Genomic DNA, 16,857 nt, shown 5'->3' with positions numbered 1-16,857 from the left:
CATGACGCCCCTCGTTTCAACCGCCCCCGCCGCACAGCCGGGGCACCGCGCGCGCCTCGGCGTCGCGGCCGTGGCCGCACTGCTCGCGCTCGGCCTGGCCGGCTGCGGCATCCCGGGCTTCAGCTCGCCCGACAGCGGCACCTGGCGCAGCTCGGGCAACGCGGGCAGCACGGGCGGCAGCGGGCCGACCGGCGCGCGCGGCGAACCGCGGATCGTGCCGATCACGCCCGCGCTGGTGCGCGAGCTGGCCGCACGCCAGCCGACGGGGCCGTCGCCCGAGGTCCGCGAACTGTTCGGCAAGTCGCCGGCCTACACGATCGGCGCCGGCGATGTGATCGGCATCGTGGTCTACCGCCATCCGGAGCTGATGCCCAGCCAGGGCGCCGTGATCTCGCAGCAGACCGACGCCACCGGCGTGAGCGTCGCGCCGGGCTTCATCGTGGACGGCGAAGGCGAGATCAGCTTTCCCTACATCGGCCGTACCAAGGTGGAAGGCCTGACCGAGAGCGCCGCCTCCGAGATGATCGCCAGGCGCATCGCGCCCTTCGTCAAGGACCCGCTGGTCAGCGCGCGCATCCAGACTTTCCGCAGCCGCCGCGTCTACGTGGAGGGCGACGTGCGCATGCCGGGCCTGCAGATCTTCACCGACGTGCCGATGACGCTGGCCGAGGCCCTGAGCCGCGCGGGCAGCACCAACGCCAGCGCCGACCGCTCGCGCATCGTGCTCACGCGCGGCGGGCGCGCGCTGACGATCGACCTGCCGGCGCTGCAGGTCCAGGGCTACGACGCGGGCCGCATCCCGCTGCGCAGCGGCGACGTCGTGAACGTCGGCACGCGCGACGACAGCCGCGTCTACGTGATGGGCGAGATCCTGCGGCCCTCGGCCCTGCTGATGCGCAACGGCCGGCTGAGCCTCAACGAGGCGCTCGGCGACGCCGGCGGTCCCGAGCTGCAGACCTCCTCGCCCGGGCAGATCTACGTGGTGCGCAACGCGAGCGGCGACGTGCCCGACGTCTACCACCTCGACGCGAAGAACCCGGTGGCGCTCGCGCTGGCCGACCGCTTCGAGCTGCGGCCGCGCGACGTGGTCTACATCGACCCGGTGCCGCTGGTGCGCTGGAACCGCGTGATCAGCCTGATCCTGCCCGCCGCCCAGGTCGTGAACCTCGGCGGCACGGCGAGCCGCCGCTGATGGCGCGCCGCTCGCCAGGCTCCCCCGCTCCCGCCCCCGACAGACCACGAGGTGAACTCATGAATGCCCGATCGCTCATCGCGGCCCCCGCGCCCGCGGACCCGCCGGCCGATGCTCCCCTGGTGCGCTCGCGCCTGCGGGAACACATCGACCTCTTCCTCGACAACCGCTGGACGATCGCGAAGTTCGTCGCGGCCGCGCTGCTGCTGGGCGCGCTCTACACCCTGTTCGGTCCGCGCGTGTACGAGGCCAACGTGCTGCTGCAGGTGGAAGACGCCGAGCGCTCGGGCGGCACCCTGCTGGGCGAGTCGGCGAGCAGCGCGCTCAACGCCAAGACGCCGACCGCGGGCGAGGCCGAGATCCTCAAGTCGCGGCTGGTGCTGGGCCAGGCGATCGAGGACACCAAGCTCTACATCGAGGCCCGGCCGCTGTACCTGCCGCTGATCGGCGCCTGGCTCGCGCGCGGCGCCAGGGAACTGTCGCAGCCCGGCCTGCTGGGCCTGGGCGGCTACGTCCACGGCGCCGAGCGCATCGTCGTCGCGCAGATGGACGTGCCGCCCGAGCTCGAGGGCTCGCGCTTCCTGCTCACCGCGGGCACGCGCAGCGGCTTCACGCTGACGCATCCGAAGCTGGCCGAACCGATCGTCGGCACGGTGGGGGCGCCGCTCGACGTGGAGACCGCGCTCGGCCCGCTGCACCTGCTGGTGGGCTCGATGGCCGGCCTGCCGGGCGCGCAGTTCGAGCTGGTGCGCCAGTCGAAGCAGCTCACGCTGCTCGCGCTGCAGCGCGACCTGCGCGTGATCGAGAAGGGCAAGCAGTCCTCGGTGATGGACCTGAGCTGGCAGCACGACGACCGCATGCAGCTGGCCACCCTGCTCAACGAGGTGGCGCGGCTGTACGTGCGGCTCAACATCGACCAGAAGACCGCGCAGGCGCAGCGCGCGCTCGACTTCCTGGGCGGCGAGCTGCCCAAGCTCAAGTCGCAGCTCGAGCAATCCGAGGAAGCCTACAACCAGTACCGCAACCAGAACGGCACCATCAGCCTGGACGACGAGGCACGCAATGCACTGACGCAGAACGTGACCCTGCAGGCCAAGCTCTTCGACGCCACCCAGAAGCGGCTCGAGCTGACCGAGCGCTTCACCGCGCGCGATCCCAGCGTGCAGACCATCGACGCGCAGATCGCCGCGTTGCGCAAGGGGCTCGGCACGGTCGAGCTCAGCATCCGGCGCATGCCGCAGCTGCAGCAGAACGCCCTGCGCATGCAGCGCGACATCAAGGTCAACACCGACCTCTACGTGGCGCTGCTCAACAGCTCGCTGCAGATGCGGCTCGCGAAGGAGGGCCGCATCGGCAACGTGCGCGTGCTCGACCCGGCGCTGCAGCCCGAGAAGCCGATCCGCCCCCGGGCGGCGATCGCGATGGGCCTGGCGCTGGTGGCGGGTCTGTTCACGGGCCTGGGCGCGGTGCTGCTGCGCCGCTCGTGGCGCGCCACGGTCGCGAGCCCGGCCGAGATCGAGGCCCACACCGGGCTCGAGGTCTACAGCACGGTGGCGCTGAGCCGGCACCAGCGCCTGCTCGACCGCGCGGCACAGCACGGCCTGCCCGGCGTGCACGTGCTCGCGATGCAGCATCCCGAAGACCCGGCGCTCGAGGGCGTGCGCCGGCTGCGCACCGCGCTCAAGTTCGCGCTGCCGGGCGCGCGCAACAACCGCATCATGGTGTCGAGCGCCACGCCGGGCGCCGGCAAGAGCTTCGTGTCGGCCAACCTGGCGGTGGTGCTCGCCGCCGGCGGCCGGCGCGTGCTGCTGATCGACGCCGACCTGCGGCGCAGCAGCCTGGGGCCGTATTTCGGACTGGCACCGCGGGACGGCCTGGCGGAGCTGCTGCTCGGCGAGATCGACGAACGGGCTGCGATCCACCGCGCCGTGCTGCCGCAACTCGACGTGATGGCCAGCGGCGTGCCGCCGCGCGACCCCACCGGCCTGCTGTGCGGCGATGCCTTCGCGCGGCTGCTCGATCGGCTCTCGCAGCGTTACGACACGGTGATCGTCGATGCACCACCCACGCTGCTGGCCTCGGAGGCGCCCGAGATGGCGGTCCACATGGGCACGCTGCTGATGGTGGCGCGCGCCGGCGACAACGAGCTCGGCGACCTGACGCAAAGCATGAAGGAACTGCGGCATGCGGGCGCGCGCTTCCAGGGCGTGGTGCTCAACGCGCTCGATGCGCGGCAGCGCTACTACGGCAGCCATGCCTACCGCTATGGCGCCTACCGGGTGCGCGCGCACGAGTATCCGGCCCTCACGCCGCCGCTGGCCGCGCCGGGCGCAACGGGGGCGGCCGCATGAGCCTGCTGCAGACCGCGCCGGCCGCGCCTTCGCTCGAGGGGCGCGCGCTGATGGCCGCCAAGCGCGGCGTCGACATCGCCATGGCGGGCAGCTTCTTCCTGCTGTTCGGCTGGGCCTATGCGCTGGTGTGGATCGGCGTGCTGCTGAGTTCGGGCCGGCCCGCGATCTACATGCAGCCGCGCTACGGCAAGAACGGCCGCGTGTTCCGCTTCTACAAGTTCCGCTCGATGGTGGCCGACGCCGACGGAGTGCTGGCGCGCCACCTGCGCGAGGACGCGGCGGCGCGGCTGCAGTGGGCCAAGTACCAGAAGCTGGACCGCGACCCGCGCATCACGCCCTTCGGCGCGATCCTGCGCAAGTACAGCATCGACGAGCTGCCGCAGTTCTGGAACGTGCTCAAGGGCGACATGAGCATGGTCGGCCCGCGCCCCTGCATGTTCTCGCAGAAGGACCTGTACGGCGGCTACTGGGGCCACTACTGCGCGGTGCGCCCCGGCATCACCGGTCTGTGGCAGATCAGCGGCCGCAGCGAGGTGAGCTATCGGCGCCGCGCCGCCATGGACGCCGACTACGTCGCGACGCTGTCGCTGCGCCACGACGTGGCCATTCTGTTCAAGACCTTCGCCGTGGTGGCCGGCGCGCGCGGCTCGGGCTAGCGAAGCCGCCGCAGTCATCGATCCCGGATTCCGAACTTCACGAAAGAACCTATGCGTATCTACGTTGCAGGCCATCGCGGCATGGTGGGCCAATCGCTCTCGAGGCGCTTGCGCGCCATGGGCCACGAGGTCGTCACGCGCGACCGCGAGGCACTCGACCTGCTCGACCAGGAGGCGGTGCGCCGCTTCTTCGCGAGCGAACGCATCGACCAGGTCTACCTGGCCGCGGCCAAGGTCGGCGGCATCCACGCCAACATGAGCTACCCGGCCGAGTTCATCTACCAGAACCTGATGATCGCGGCCAACGTGACGCACCAGGCCTTCCTCGCGAACGTCACGCGGCTGCTGTTCCTCGGCTCGAGCTGCATCTACCCGCGTCTGGCCGACCAGCCGATCGCCGAGGAGGCGTTGCTCGGCGGCCGGCTCGAGCCGACCAACGAGCCCTACGCGATCGCCAAGATCGCCGGCATCAAGCTGTGCGAGAGCTACAACCGGCAGTACGGCGCCTCGCACGGCATCGACTACCGCAGCGTGATGCCGAGCAACCTCTACGGGCCCGGCGACAACTACCACATCGAGAACAGCCACGTGGTGCCGGCGCTGATCCGGCGCTTCCACCTCGCCAAGTCCACCGCCGCGCCCAGCGTGCTGATCTGGGGCACGGGTCGCGCGCGCCGCGAGTTCCTCTACGTCGACGACATGGTCGACGGCTGCATCGCGGTGATGAACCTCTCGCGCGCCGTCTACGACACGCACACCGAGCCGATGCGCGCCCACATCAACCTCGGCACCGGTGACGACCTGTCGATCGCCGAGCTGGCCGAGCACATCCGCGAGGTGGTCGGCTACCGCGGGCGGATCCAGTTCGACACCTCGCAGCCCGACGGCGCGCCGCGCAAGCTGCTCGAGGTGTCGCGCGCCGCCAGCATCGGCTGGCACGCCACGATGCCGCTGACCGACGGGCTGCGGCGCACCTATGCCGACTACAGCCGCGCGGTGCGGCCGGTCGAGACCCTGGCGCCGGCCTGAGCGCCGCCGCCCTCGAACGAACGAACGGCGAGACGCTCATGAGAATCCTGTGCTTCTGGTGCGGCCTCGCCGCGGCGATGCTGTGCGGCCTGCTCGACCCGGTGTGGGGCTACGTGGCGGTGTTCCTGCTGTCGCTGCTGCAGCTTGCGCTGCTCGGCGGCCCGGGCGCGAGCGTGTTCCTGCTCGTGCACTACATCACCCTGCTGACCTACTTCTCGCTCGCGCCGGCGATCCAGATCGCGCAGGACCTGAGCTTCTGGGAAGCCGGCGTGATCGGCACGGTGGCGCACACGCAGGCGCTGATGCTGCTGCTGCTTTACATGGCCGGCGTGGAGGCGGCGCGCTTCGGCGTCGTCGATCCACCGTTGCGCCACACCGCGGGCACCGCGCCGGCGCCCGGCGCGGCGCATCCGCTGCTGTTGCTTGGCCTGCTGGGCGCGGCCTTCGCGGTATTGCTGGCGCGCGCCGACCTCAACTTCGTGGCGCGCGGGCTTCCCGGCGAAATCGAGAATGCGCCGCTGGACTTCATCGTCTATTCGACGCTGCCCAAGCTGGTGGTGCTGATGTGCTTCGTCGCGCTGGCGATCCATGCGCTGCGTCAGCGCACGGCCACTGCCTGGTGCCTGGCCGCGCTGGCGCTGGCCGCGGCCGCCATCGCGGCGAACCCGGTCAACACCGCGCGCCAGATCCTGCTGATCGGCCTGCTGCCGCTGTTGATCCACGGTCTCGGCCGCTCGCGGCGCTGGACGCTGGCCTTTGTGGTCTTCGCCGCCATCGCGGGCCTGGGCCCGGTGTTCAACCTGCTGTCGCGCGGCAGCATGTGGGGCGAGTCGCTGGCGACCTTTCCCTACAGCCCCGACTTCGATGCGATGTACGTGGTGGCCGGCCTGCTGGAGCGCGCGCCGTCGCCCGATCTCGGCTTCGGCCGCTACCTGCTGTCGGGCTTCTCGTTCGTGCTGCCGCGCGACCTGAAGCTGTTTCCCGACTTCGACCCGCTGGGCTGGCCCGCCGTGCTCGGCAACTTCTCGCAGAGCAACCTGTCGCTGGCGCAATTCGCCACCGTCTTCTTCGACTTCGGCCTGCCAGGCCCGCTGGTGTTCGGCTTCCTGCTGTCGAGCCTGTTTCGCCGGGTCGACCGCGCAATCGACACGCACGGCCCGCTCTCGCGCGGCTACCTCGCGGCGCTGGTGCTGCTCGCGGCCTACGTGCCCTTCATGCGCGGGCCGATCCTGGGCTGGGGTCCGTTCGCGGCCTCGGGGCTGATCGCGGCGCTGCTGGTCGGTGCCCTGTGCACCGGCTTCGGTCCCGCGCGCCGCGCGCTCGCACCCCGTCCCGCCACCCAAGCATGAGCCCCACGATGTCCGACTATCTCTTCTACGACACGCTGCGGCTCAACCGCGGCGCCGGCGGCGTGCTCAACGTCTGCGAGGTGCTGCTGCGCAGCATGCGGCTGTCGGCCGGCGAGGCGATCGCCTCGGCCAGCGAGCGGCACCCGCGGCTGTTTGAGCTCGCGCGCCGCACCGGGCTCAGCCGCTTCGTGCTCGAGACGCTGCTCTACAACCTCCACCAGCTGCATGCCTGGCGCGCGGAACGACGGCTGTGCTCGCTGTTCCCGAACTACTTCCTGCCCTTCGCTCTGTTCGGCCGGCACCGCGACGCGATCGTGATCGTGCACGACCTGCAGTACAAGGCCCATCCCGAACACTTCAGCCGCGCCAAGCGGCTCTGGCTCGACTGGAACCTGCGCCGGCTCGCGCGCAGCCACGCGCAGGTGGTGTTCATCAGCCGCAGCAGCCAGCAGGATTTCGAGCGCCATTTCGGGTCTTGCGCGCATTCGACGGTGATCTTCAACCCGGTCGACGCGGTCGCCATGCAGGCCCCGCCCGAGGCCGCGCCCGCGGGCGAGCGCTACCTGATCGCGGCCTACCACTACTACCCGCACAAGAACTTCGGCGGCACCTTGCGGCTGTTCGAGCGCATGAAGCGCGCGGGCCTGGTCGACCGGCTCGACATCACGGGCAACGGCGCGGCCGAGGTGGCGCGCATGGTGGCGGCCGAGACGCCCTCGCTGCGCGGCTGCGTGCGCCACCGCGGGCTGGTGCCGCGCGAGGAGCTGATCGGCCTCTACCGCGGCGCGCAGGCCTTCATCTCGCTGTCGCGCTTCGAGGGCTTCAACCTCTCGGCCGCCGAGGCGGCAACGCTGGGCGTGCCGCTGCTGCTGTCGGACATCCCCGTGCACCGCGAGCTGTTCGGCGGCTATGCCTTCCTCGTCGACGACCAGTGCTGCGACCTGGACGCGCTGGCGCGCCACCTCGCGGCGCACCGGCAGGCACGCCCGGCATGGGCGAACGCGCCGGCCTGCGCGCCCGCGGCGGTGGCGGCGCGCTATCTCGGGCTGCAGCGCACGGCCGCTTCCTTCGAGGCCGCACTGCCATGACCCGCACGCTTCGTTGGTTCCTGGCGCGGATCGTGGCGACGACGCTGTTCGCCGCGACGGCCACCGCCCAAACCACCGTTTCCGCGGAGCCGGCCCTCGCCGCGCCATTGCCCGCGCTGGCACCGCCCGGCTTCGGCGTGATGGTCCACTACCTGCCCGACCGCCGCTCGATCGCCGACATGGCGCGCTTCGACGTCGAAGCCTTCGCGGCCACGCTGGCCGAGATGCGCGCCTCCTACCTGGTGCTCACGCTGGGGCAGAACAGCGGCCAGTACATCGCGCCCAATGCCGCGCTCGAGGCGCTGTGCCCGGCCAGCGCGCGCGACCGCCCGCCGCGCGACCTGCCGCTGGAGATCGGTCGCGCGCTGCGCCGCCGCGGCATCGCGATGGTGCTGTACCTGCCGTTTCGCGCGCCGCAGGACGATCGCTACCTGATGGGCTGCCTCGGCGACGTCTCGGAACAGCAGCCGCCGCCCGCGCGCTTCATCGCCGGCTGGTCGCAGGTGATCGGCGAGTGGTCGCAGCGCTACGGCACGCTGGTGCGCGGCTGGTGGTTCGACGGCACCTACAACACGCGCGACATGACGCCCTCGGACTGGAACGCGCTGTGCGGCGCCGCGCGCAGCGGCGCGAGCGACCGCTGGCTCGCCTTCAACGCGGGCGAAGGGCCGCAGCGCTTCAGCCTCAAGGCCGCGCCATGCCAGAACCTGATGGCCGGCGAGTTCATGGACCCGCCCGCGCAGCTGGTCGCGCCGCCCTCGGACCTGATGTTCCACGTGCTGACGCCGCTGGCCGCCTCGTGGGGCCGCGTCTCCGCGCCGCGCTTCGCCGCGGCCCAGCTGCGCGGCTGGATCGCCGAGGCGGTCGCGCGCAAGGGGCTGTTCACGCTCGACCTGCCGCTCGATGCCGACTTCCGCTTCCTGCCCGCGCATGTCGCGCTGGTGCGCAGCGCGACGGCGCCCACTCCCTGAATTCACCGCTCCCGCCCCAGGCCTCGCCGACCATGACCCAACCGCTTCTTTTCATCGTGGTGGAAGACCGCCAGAACAAGACCCTGGCGCTGTGCCGCGAATCGGCCGCCCGCGCGCGGGAGAACCTGCTGGTGCTCGCGGGCACCGAGGCCGGCGCGGACTACGAGCGCCTGTGCCGCAGCTACGTGCACCTGTCGAGCAACACGCCCGCGTTCGAGAAGATCTGCTTCCGGCGCTACTTCCTGCTGGCGGCCCACCTCGAGGCGCAGCCCGAATGCCGCGAGTTCGTGCTGCTCGACAGCGACGTGCTGCTGTTCCGCGGCCTCGGTGCGCACGTGCGTCGGCTGGTCGGAGAGGCGGACTTCTCGGGCTCGTTCATCGAGCCCCTCGATGGCTGGGACCCGTGCCAGATATCGCCGCACGTGAGCTACTGGAGCGCCGCGGGCCTCGCGGGCTTCGTCGCCTTCGTGCTCGACACCTACACCAGCCGCACGGGGCGCGCGACGCTGCGCGAGATCGCCGCGCGCTTCGCGGCCCGGGGCGAGCGCGGCGGCGTATCGGACATGACGCTGCTGCATCTGTGGGCCCAGGCGAGCGGCAATGCACGGCCGATCAACCGCGTGTTCGGCGGCTGCGTGATCGACCACAACATCAGCAGCGCCCACAACCTGCGCGCCAACGAGTTCCGGCTCTTGGGCGGTGCCAAGCACCTGACCTACCGCGACGGCCAGCCCTGCCTCACGACGCGGGCCGGCGAGACGGTGAACGCGCTGGCCCTGCATTTCCAGGGCCGCGCGAAGCTGGCGATGGCGCATGCGCTGCGCGGCGGCACGCGCCGGGTCGCGCTGCTGACCTACGGGCTGCAGTTCGCGCGCCGGGCCAAGAACCGGGCCTTCGGCATGGGCCTGCTCGCGCGGCGCGCGCCCGCCGCGGATCGGCTCGCCGACCTGCCGCCCTCGAAGTAACGCGCCGATCGCGACACCCACCATGCCGATCCGACCGCTCCGCCTGCCGCCCGCGCTGCGCAGCCTGCCCGCCGCGGGGCTGCTGCGCGCGCTGCCGCTGCACGGGCTGGGCGCGCTGGCGTCGCGCTTCTACGTCTATCTCTCGGGCTTCCTCGCCGTCTTCCTGCTGGCCGCCCACGTGGCGCCCGCGCGCTTCGGTGCCTACTCGATCTACCAGTCGGTGCTCGAGGCGGCGCTGGTGATCGGCACGCTCGGCAGTTCGCTGCTGTTCTCGCGCCACGCCGCCGGCCCGGGCCCGCGCATCCAGCGTGGCGACCTGGTGCGCACGCTCGCGATCGGGCTGCCGATCGCGCTGCTGCTCGCGCTCGGCATGCTGGCGCTGCAGCGCGTGCCCGCGTCCGCCACGGCGCTGGTGCTGGTCGCCGCCACGCTCGCCGTCTTCTCGTTCAACAGCCTGCGGCTCGCCTACAGCCGCGGGCTCGGCCACGCGGGGCTGCTGAATCTCGAATCCGGTGTGCGCTCGAGCATCCTGGTGCTGGGCGTGGCGGGCCTCGCCGCGCTGGGCCATGCGGGCGACGCCCTGGACGTGCCGCAGCTGCTGGCCATCAACCTGTTCGCCTTCGCGCTGGTGGCCGTGGCCATCGTGCGCGCGGGCCGCGCCAGCCGGCCGCCACGCGGGGCCGCCACCTTGGCGCTCTCGGCCCAGGGCGGCGCCACCGTCTATTCGCTGCTGCTGTTCGCGCTGCGCAAGTCCGACCTGCTGGTGGTGGCCTTCTTCATGCCGCTGGGCTATGTGGGTGCCTTCAAGCTCGCGTTCCTGCTGGCCGAGGCGCCCTCGCAGTTCGTGCAGGCCTTCCTCTACACCAAGACCCCGGCGATGCGCACGGCCAGCGCCGAGCAGCTCGACGCCTCGGTGTTCAAGCTCGCACGGCAATCCTTCCTGCTGGGCTGCGGCCTGTTCGCGGGGCTGGCCGCGCTGATCGTGCTGGCCGCGCCGCTGCTGAAGGTCGGCCGCGAGGCGCTCGAGATCTTCCTGTGCATCGCGCCCTACTTCCTGCTGCGCACCTACACCGTGCACCACGAGATGCTGCTCGCGCTGCGCGTGCCGGTGGCCTCGCTGGCACGCTGGGCGCTGCTCGAGGTGGGGCTGCGGCTGCTGTCGTACGCCGTGGTGATCCGGGCCTTTCCGGGCCAGCCGCACTACGTGTTCCTGCTCGCCTGCGTCAGCGACTTCGTGCTCTACGAGCTGCGCATGCGGCTGGAGTTCGGCATATTTCCCATCGCGCGCATGGCGCGCGGCGCATGGCGGAGCCGGCCATGAAGATCCTGCTGCACTCGATGAACTTCGCGCCCGAGCTGGCCGGCGTGGGCAAGTACTCGGGCGAGATGGCGCGCTGGCTGAGCGCGCGGGGCCACGCGGTGCGCGTGATCGCGGCGCCGCCCTTCTTTCCGCAATGGCAGGTGGCCGAGGGCCATTCGGCCTGGGCCTACCGCCGCGGCGACTGGCAGGGCGTCGATGTCTGGCGCGCGCCGACCTGGGTGCCCGCGCGTCCGCGCACGCTGGCCCGCCTCGCGCACCTCGCGTCGTTCATGCTGTCGAGCCTGCCGCTGCTGCTGGCACAGGCGCGCTGGCGGCCCGACGTGGTGATGGTGGTGGAGCCGCCGCTGTTCTGCGCGCCGGGCGTGCTGCTGCTGTCGAAGCTGTTGCGCTGCAAATCGTGGCTGCATATCCAGGACTACGAGGTGGACGCGGCCTTCGGCCTGGGCCTGGTGCGCGGTGGCCGGGTGCGGCGCATGGCGCTGGCGGCCGAGTGCTGGCTGATGGGCCGTTTCGACCGCGTCTCGACGATCTCGGCCGCGATGCTCGCCAAGGCCCGCGACAAGGGCGTGGCGCCGGAGCGGCTCGTGCTGTTCCCGAACGGCGTCGACCTGCGTGCGATCCGGCCGGCCCCACCGCGCGACCCCGAGGTACCCAATCCCGCCGGCGGCTATCGCGCCGCGCTCGGGATCGCGCCCGACGCGGTGCTGGTGCTCTACGCGGGCAGCCTGGGCCACAAGCAGGGCATCGAGCTGCTGGCCGAAGCCGCCGCGCTGCTGGCCGATGCGCCGGCGCTGCACTTCGTCATCTGCGGCAACGGGCCGAGCCGCGCGGCGCTGATGGATGCCTGCCTGCGCCTGCGCCACGTGCACTTCCTCGACCTGCAACCGGCCGAGCGGCTCGACGAGCTGCTCGGCAGCGCCGACATCCATGTGCTGCCGCAGCGCGCCGACGCCGCCGACCTGGTGATGCCCTCGAAGCTGACCGGCATGCTCGCGAGTGGGCGGGCCGTGATCGTGACCGCGCATCCCGACACCGAGCTCGGCCGCGCCGTGACGGGCCGCGGCGTGGTGGTGCCGCCGGGCGACGCGCGCGCGCTCGCCGACGCGATCGCGCAGCTCGCGGCCTGCCGTTCGCGGCGCGAGACCCTGGGCGCGGCCGGCCGCGCCCTCGCCGAGGCCGAGCTGGACCAGGACGCGATCTTCCGGCGCCTCGAGGCCGAGCTGCTGCGCTGCCTCGCGGAACGCAGCGCGCAGCCCGCATCGCCATGAACGCCGCCTTCTCCCCTCCCAAAATCCTCGTGACCGGCGGCGCGGGCTTCATCGGCAGCCACGCCTGCGTGGCGCTGATCGCGGCCGGCTACCTGCCGGTGGTGCTCGACACGCTGGTCAACAGCAGCGCGCGCTCGCTGGAGCGGATCGCGGCCATCACGGGCGTGGCGCCGCTCCTGGTGCGCGCCGACGTGCGCGACGCCGCGGCGCTCGAGCGGGTGTTCGCCGCGCATGCCTTCGGCGCGGTGCTGCACCTGGCGGGGCTGAAGGCGGTCGGCGATTCGGTGGACGACCCGCTCGGCTACTACGAGGTCAACGTGGCGGGCACGCTGGCGCTGGTGCGCGCCATGGACGGCGCGGGCGTGCGCCGGCTGGTGTTCTCGTCCTCGGCCACGGTATACGGCGACACGGCGAGTTCGCCGATCCCCGAGAGCGCGCCGCACGCCGCCGTCAATCCCTACGGCCGCACCAAGGCCATGGTGGAGACGGTGCTGCTCGACCTGGCGCACGCCGACGCGCGCTGGGGCATCGCCTGCCTGCGCTTCTTCAACCCCGTGGGCGCGCACGAGAGCGGCCTGATCGGCGAGCACCCGAACGGCCGCCCCAACAACCTCATGCCCTACATCTCGCAGGTGGCGGTGGGCACGCGCGCGCACCTGGTGGTGCACGGCACCGACTACGACACCGCCGACGGCACCGGCGTGCGCGACTACGTGCACGTGATGGACGTGGCCGAGGGCCATGTGGCGGCGCTGCGCCACGTGACGCGCGAGCCGGGGATCCTGATGGCCAACCTCGGCACGGGGCGCGGCGCCTCGGTGCTCGAGGTGGTCTCGGCCTTCGAGCGCGCCAGCGGCCGCGCGATCGCGCTGCGCCTGGGGCCACGGCGCCCCGGCGACGCGCCGGCCTACTGGGCCGACGCGGGCAGCGCCCAGGCCCGCTTCGGCTGGCGCGCGCGCCGCAGCCTCGACGACATGTGCGCCGACAGCTGGCGCTGGCAGGTCGGCAATCCGCACGGCTTCGACGAGGCCGCGCCGCCGCCGCCATCCCCACCGCTCCCGCTTCCGCTACCCCGAACGCCTTCCACTCAACCAGGGATCCCTTCATGTCCGATACCGTTCCTTCCTCTCTAGAGACGCCGGAGTCCGGCCGGACCTTCGCGCGCCGCGCGAGCTACACCACGGGCGTCTGCCCGCCGGCCGAGCCGCAGTGGCCGCACTTCCTGACCGGGCAGGAGAACGCGCCGGTGCGCGTGCTGCTGGTGGACGACGATGAGTTCATGCGGCGCGTGATCGCGCAGGAGCTGCTGTCGGACATGCGCATCCAGCTGCAGGCGCAGGCCGGCAGCGTGCGCGAGGGGCGGCGCCTGCTGGCGACGCAGGAGTTCGACGTGCTGATGCTCGACCTGCACCTGGGCGACGGCACCGGCTTCGACCTGATCCGCGAGGCGCGCAAGCAGCACAGCTACTGCGAGATCATCGTGGTCTCGGCGCTCGAGGACGACGCCCACGTGATGCGTGCCTTCGAGCTCGGCGCGACCGGCTACCTGCTGAAGAACGCCTGGCTGCAGAGCTTCGCGCAGGCCGTGCTGCAGGTGGTCAACGGCGGCGCAGCGATCACGCCGCGGCTGTCGCGCCGCCTGCTCGCGCGCCTGAGCCAGCAGGCCGGCGATCCACCACCCGATGCGCCGCAGCGCGAGGCCACGCTGACCACGCGCGAGCGCGAGGTGCTGCGCTGCGTGGCACGCGGCTGCGTCTCCAAGGAGATCAGCGAACGGCTCGGCATATCGGGCCAGACCGTCAATGCCCACATCAAGAACATCTACAAGAAGCTGCAGGTGCATTCGCGCGCGCAGGCCGTGAGCTTCGCGACGCACACCGGCCAGCTCTGAGCCGCCGCCCCTCCTCTTCTCCTCCTTTTTCTTTCATCGGACACCCCCATGACCACTTCCATCATCCATCCCGTCGTGCTGTGCGGCGGCAGCGGCACGCGCCTGTGGCCGCTGTCGCGCAAGGCATTGCCCAAGCAGTTCGCGCCGCTGGTGGGCGGCAAGAGCCTGCTGCAGCTCACGCTGGAACGGCTGCGCGGCCTGCATGGCGAGATCACCTGCATCGCCGCGGAGGAACACCGCTTCCTGGTGCGCGAGACGGTGGATGCCGCCCGCGTCGGCGGGTGCCAGATCCTCGAGCCCGTGGGGCGCAACACCGCGGCCGCGATGGCGGTGGCGGCGCTGCAGGCCGGAGCCGACGAGCTGCTGCTCTTTGCACCGGCCGACCATCACATCCCCGATGCCGAGTTGTTCGCGCACACCGTGCACGCCGGCGTCGAGGCCGCGCGCGCCGGTCGCATCGTGACCTTCGGCGTGGCGCCGACCTTCGCGAGCACGGCCTACGGCTACATCGAGGTGGGGGCCGCCTCGGCCGACGGACGCAGCCACGCGGTCGCGCGCTTCCTCGAGAAGCCCCAGGCCGAGGTGGCGGCGGCGCTGCTCGCGCACGGCGGCTTCTGCTGGAACGCGGGCATCTTCCTCGTGCGCGCCGGCACGCTGGTCGCGGCCCTGCGCACGCATGCGCCCGACGTGCTGCTCGCCTGCGAGCGCGCGCTCGCGACTTCGTCGATCGACGGCAGCTTCCGCCGCCTCGGCGCCGAGGCCTTCCAGGCCTGCCGCAGCGAGAGCATCGACTACGCGGTGCTCGAGAAACACCCCGACATCGCGATGGTGCGCTTCGAGGGCGCGTGGAGCGACGTGGGCAGCTGGAACGCGGTCGCGACCCTGCATCCCGCGGACGAAGCAGGCAACCGCACGAGCGGCAAGGGCCGCAGCCTGCGCGCGCGCAACACCTTCATCCATGCGCCGCACCGTCCGGTGGTGGCGCTGGGCACCGAGAACCTGATCATCGTGGACACGCCCGACGCGCTGCTGGTCGCGAGCGCGGGTTGCGTGGAGCAGGTCGCCGAGGTGGTGCGCATGCTGGCGCTCGAGGGCCGGCCCGAGGCCACCGAGCACCGGCGCACGGTGCGGCCCTGGGGCGCGTACGACAGCATCGACAACGGCGAGCGCTTCCAGGTCAAGCACATCACGGTCAAGCCCGGCGCCAAGCTGTCGCTGCAGATGCATCACCACCGCTCGGAGCACTGGATCGTGGTGCAGGGCACGGCCAAGACCACCTGCGACGGGAAGGTCAGGCTGGTGCGCGAGAACGAATCGATCTACCTGCCGCTGGGCTGCGTGCATCGGCTCGAGAACCCGGGCAAGACGACGCTGGAGGTGATCGAGGTCCAGACCGGCAGCTATCTCGGCGAGGACGACATCGTGCGTTTCGACGACAGCTACGGGCGCTGCGGCATCGTGGCGGATCGCGGCGATGCACAGAACCAGGCGCTGCTGTCGATCGCCGGCGAAGGCGCCGTCGCGACGCCGACGGTGGAGTGGAACAGCCCGCGTCCCCTGCCCGAAGCGCAGCCCGCCTGAGGCGGCGCGGCGCTCAGAACGAGAAGCCGGCCTCGTTGCGCCGCAGGTCGGCGTCCACCATCATCTGGCAGAGCTGCTCGAGCGTGGTCGTGGGCGCCCATCCCAGCTGGTCCCTGGCCTTGCTGGGGTCGCCGATCAGCAGGTCGACCTCGGCGGGGCGGTGGAATTTCGGGTTCACGCGCAGCACCGTCTTGCCGGTCGCCGTGTCGACGGCGGTCTCCGCCTCGTCGACGCCCCTGAATTCCACCTCGATCCCCGCGCCCCGGAACGCCAGGCGAACGAAGTCGCGCACGGTCACGGCACGGTTCGTCGCCAGCACGTAGGTATCGGGCTCGCTCGTCTGCAGCATGCGCCACATGCCCTCCACGTACTCCCGCGCGAAGCCCCAGTCGCGCTGCGCGTTGAGATTCCCCAGCTCCAGCACCTCGAGCTTTCCCAGCTTGATCCGGGCCACGGCGTCGGTGATCTTGCGCGTCACGAACTCGCGCCCGCGCAGCGGGCTTTCGTGATTGAAGAGGATGCCGCAGCTGCCGAAGATGCCGTAGCTCTCCCGGTAGTTGACGGTCATCCAGTGCGCATAGAGCTTGGCCACGCCGTAGGGGCTGCGCGGATAGAACGGCGTGCCCTCGACCTGGGGCACGGCCTGTACCTTGCCGAACATCTCGGAGGTCGATGCCTGGTAGAAGCGGATCCGCCGGTCGATGAGGCGGATCGCCTCGAGCAGGTGCAGCGCCCCGATGCCGGTGATGTGCGCCGTGGCCACGGGCTGGTTGAAGCTGACGCCGACGAAGCTTTGCGCCGCGAGGTTGTAGATCTCGTCGGGCTCGGTCTGCTGGACCAGGCTGAGCGAGCTTCCCTGGTCGGTGAGGTCGTACTCGACCAGATGCAGATCGGGATGGTCCTGGATGCCGAGCTCCTGGATGCGCCAGAAATTGACCGAGCTGGTGCGGCGGTAGGTGCCATGGACCACATAGCCCTTGGCCAGCAGCAGTTGCGCCAGATAGGCGCCGTCCTGGCCACTGATGCCCGTGACGATCGCGGTCTTCTTCTTCATCACGGTTCCTTGGTTGACTCGTGATGCAGCGTACAGGAGTTCCGCCGTCGCGGTGGGCAACTTGGGCCTTTCGACTACGTACCCATCACCCCTCGCTTGCGGTATCGACAGCGCCCTGGCCTACATTCAAAGCAATTAGAA

General features: G+C 71.4%; 14 protein-coding genes. 13 read left to right on the top strand and 1 reads right to left on the bottom strand.

The features are described 5' to 3' along the window. Nucleotide 1: 1 nt before the first annotated feature. Genes AC07RM_RS00685 through AC07RM_RS00625 form a run of 13 tightly spaced genes read left to right on the top strand, consistent with a single transcriptional unit; the run spans nucleotide 2 to nucleotide 15,662 of the window. Nucleotides 2-1,192 carry a polysaccharide biosynthesis/export family protein gene (locus AC07RM_RS00685; RefSeq protein WP_495332214.1) on the top strand — a complete coding sequence of 397 codons (1,191 nt, stop codon included), beginning with the start codon at nucleotides 2-4 and terminating at the stop codon, nucleotides 1,190-1,192. Nucleotides 1,193-1,251: 59 nt separating this feature from the next. After that, entirely contained in the window at nucleotides 1,252-3,543 is a 2,292-nt protein-coding gene (locus AC07RM_RS00680; RefSeq protein WP_495332212.1) for a polysaccharide biosynthesis tyrosine autokinase, read from the top strand. Next, on the top strand, nucleotides 3,540-4,199 hold the full coding sequence (locus tag AC07RM_RS00675; protein WP_093350076.1) for a sugar transferase: 660 nt from the start codon (nucleotides 3,540-3,542) through the stop codon (nucleotides 4,197-4,199). Before AC07RM_RS00680 ends, AC07RM_RS00675 begins: the two co-directional genes overlap by 4 nt. Before the next feature lie 51 nt (nucleotides 4,200-4,250). Further along, nucleotides 4,251-5,228 (top strand): GDP-L-fucose synthase family protein, encoded by a 978-nt coding sequence (locus AC07RM_RS00670; protein WP_495332210.1) that lies wholly within the window; start codon nucleotides 4,251-4,253, stop codon nucleotides 5,226-5,228. A 38-nt stretch (nucleotides 5,229-5,266) separates the two neighbouring features. Beyond that, nucleotides 5,267-6,577, top strand: coding sequence for a hypothetical protein (locus AC07RM_RS00665; protein ID WP_495332208.1), 1,311 nt, complete (start codon nucleotides 5,267-5,269; stop codon nucleotides 6,575-6,577). 8 nt (nucleotides 6,578-6,585) lie between these two features. Continuing rightward, on the top strand, nucleotides 6,586-7,665 hold the full coding sequence (locus tag AC07RM_RS00660) for a glycosyltransferase (protein ID WP_495332206.1): 1,080 nt from the start codon (nucleotides 6,586-6,588) through the stop codon (nucleotides 7,663-7,665). After that, nucleotides 7,662-8,636, top strand: coding sequence for a hypothetical protein (locus tag AC07RM_RS00655; protein WP_495332204.1), 975 nt, complete (start codon nucleotides 7,662-7,664; stop codon nucleotides 8,634-8,636). The genes AC07RM_RS00660 and AC07RM_RS00655 overlap by 4 nt, the downstream gene beginning before the upstream one ends. Before the next feature lie 32 nt (nucleotides 8,637-8,668). Continuing rightward, nucleotides 8,669-9,601 (top strand): hypothetical protein, encoded by a 933-nt coding sequence (locus tag AC07RM_RS00650; protein WP_495332202.1) that lies wholly within the window; start codon nucleotides 8,669-8,671, stop codon nucleotides 9,599-9,601. A gap of 22 nt (nucleotides 9,602-9,623) precedes the next feature. After that, on the top strand, nucleotides 9,624-10,922 hold the full coding sequence (locus tag AC07RM_RS00645) for a lipopolysaccharide biosynthesis protein (protein WP_495332200.1): 1,299 nt from the start codon (nucleotides 9,624-9,626) through the stop codon (nucleotides 10,920-10,922). Beyond that, the gene (locus AC07RM_RS00640; protein ID WP_495332198.1) at nucleotides 10,919-12,190 is read left to right on the top strand and encodes a glycosyltransferase WbuB; all 1,272 of its coding nucleotides are present in this window, start codon (nucleotides 10,919-10,921) and stop codon (nucleotides 12,188-12,190) included. The genes AC07RM_RS00645 and AC07RM_RS00640 overlap by 4 nt, the downstream gene beginning before the upstream one ends. Continuing rightward, complete coding sequence (galE, locus tag AC07RM_RS00635; RefSeq protein ID WP_495332196.1) at nucleotides 12,187-13,323, top strand: UDP-glucose 4-epimerase GalE; 1,137 nt, start codon at nucleotides 12,187-12,189, stop codon at nucleotides 13,321-13,323. Before AC07RM_RS00640 ends, galE begins: the two co-directional genes overlap by 4 nt. Then, nucleotides 13,296-14,081 carry a response regulator transcription factor gene (locus tag AC07RM_RS00630; protein ID WP_093350099.1) on the top strand — a complete coding sequence of 262 codons (786 nt, stop codon included), beginning with the start codon at nucleotides 13,296-13,298 and terminating at the stop codon, nucleotides 14,079-14,081. Before galE ends, AC07RM_RS00630 begins: the two co-directional genes overlap by 28 nt. Nucleotides 14,082-14,129: 48 nt before the next feature. Next, nucleotides 14,130-15,662 (top strand): mannose-1-phosphate guanylyltransferase/mannose-6-phosphate isomerase, encoded by a 1,533-nt coding sequence (locus AC07RM_RS00625; RefSeq protein WP_495332194.1) that lies wholly within the window; start codon nucleotides 14,130-14,132, stop codon nucleotides 15,660-15,662. A 13-nt stretch (nucleotides 15,663-15,675) separates the two neighbouring features. Here the strand turns inward: AC07RM_RS00625 and gmd are convergent, their stop codons facing one another. After that, nucleotides 15,676-16,716, bottom strand: coding sequence for a GDP-mannose 4,6-dehydratase (gene gmd, locus AC07RM_RS00620; protein WP_495315578.1), 1,041 nt, complete (start codon nucleotides 16,714-16,716; stop codon nucleotides 15,676-15,678). Nucleotides 16,717-16,857 lie beyond the last annotated feature (141 nt).

Source organism: Variovorax sp. GW821-FHT09B05, assembly GCF_059418265.1.
Note: the sequence above shows the minus strand (reverse complement) of the source record. Positions and strands in the feature narration are given on the sequence as shown.

Bases quoted from the DNA above. Each gene is read 5' to 3' on its own strand.
- galE (WP_495332196.1), top strand. From the start codon at position 12,187: ATGAACGCCGCCTTCTCCCCTCCCAAAATCCTCGTGACCGGCGGCGCG.
- AC07RM_RS00675 (WP_093350076.1), top strand. From the start codon at position 3,540: ATGAGCCTGCTGCAGACCGCGCCGGCCGCGCCTTCGCTCGAGGGGCGC.
- AC07RM_RS00680 (WP_495332212.1), top strand. From the start codon at position 1,252: ATGAATGCCCGATCGCTCATCGCGGCCCCCGCGCCCGCGGACCCGCCG.
- AC07RM_RS00640 (WP_495332198.1), top strand. From the start codon at position 10,919: ATGAAGATCCTGCTGCACTCGATGAACTTCGCGCCCGAGCTGGCCGGC.
- AC07RM_RS00645 (WP_495332200.1), top strand. From the start codon at position 9,624: ATGCCGATCCGACCGCTCCGCCTGCCGCCCGCGCTGCGCAGCCTGCCC.
- AC07RM_RS00665 (WP_495332208.1), top strand. From the start codon at position 5,267: ATGAGAATCCTGTGCTTCTGGTGCGGCCTCGCCGCGGCGATGCTGTGC.
- AC07RM_RS00670 (WP_495332210.1), top strand. From the start codon at position 4,251: ATGCGTATCTACGTTGCAGGCCATCGCGGCATGGTGGGCCAATCGCTC.
- AC07RM_RS00625 (WP_495332194.1), top strand. From the start codon at position 14,130: ATGACCACTTCCATCATCCATCCCGTCGTGCTGTGCGGCGGCAGCGGC.
- AC07RM_RS00655 (WP_495332204.1), top strand. From the start codon at position 7,662: ATGACCCGCACGCTTCGTTGGTTCCTGGCGCGGATCGTGGCGACGACG.
- gmd (WP_495315578.1), bottom strand. From the start codon at position 16,716: ATGAAGAAGAAGACCGCGATCGTCACGGGCATCAGTGGCCAGGACGGC.
- AC07RM_RS00660 (WP_495332206.1), top strand. From the start codon at position 6,586: ATGTCCGACTATCTCTTCTACGACACGCTGCGGCTCAACCGCGGCGCC.
- AC07RM_RS00685 (WP_495332214.1), top strand. From the start codon at position 2: ATGACGCCCCTCGTTTCAACCGCCCCCGCCGCACAGCCGGGGCACCGC.
- AC07RM_RS00650 (WP_495332202.1), top strand. From the start codon at position 8,669: ATGACCCAACCGCTTCTTTTCATCGTGGTGGAAGACCGCCAGAACAAG.
- AC07RM_RS00630 (WP_093350099.1), top strand. From the start codon at position 13,296: ATGTCCGATACCGTTCCTTCCTCTCTAGAGACGCCGGAGTCCGGCCGG.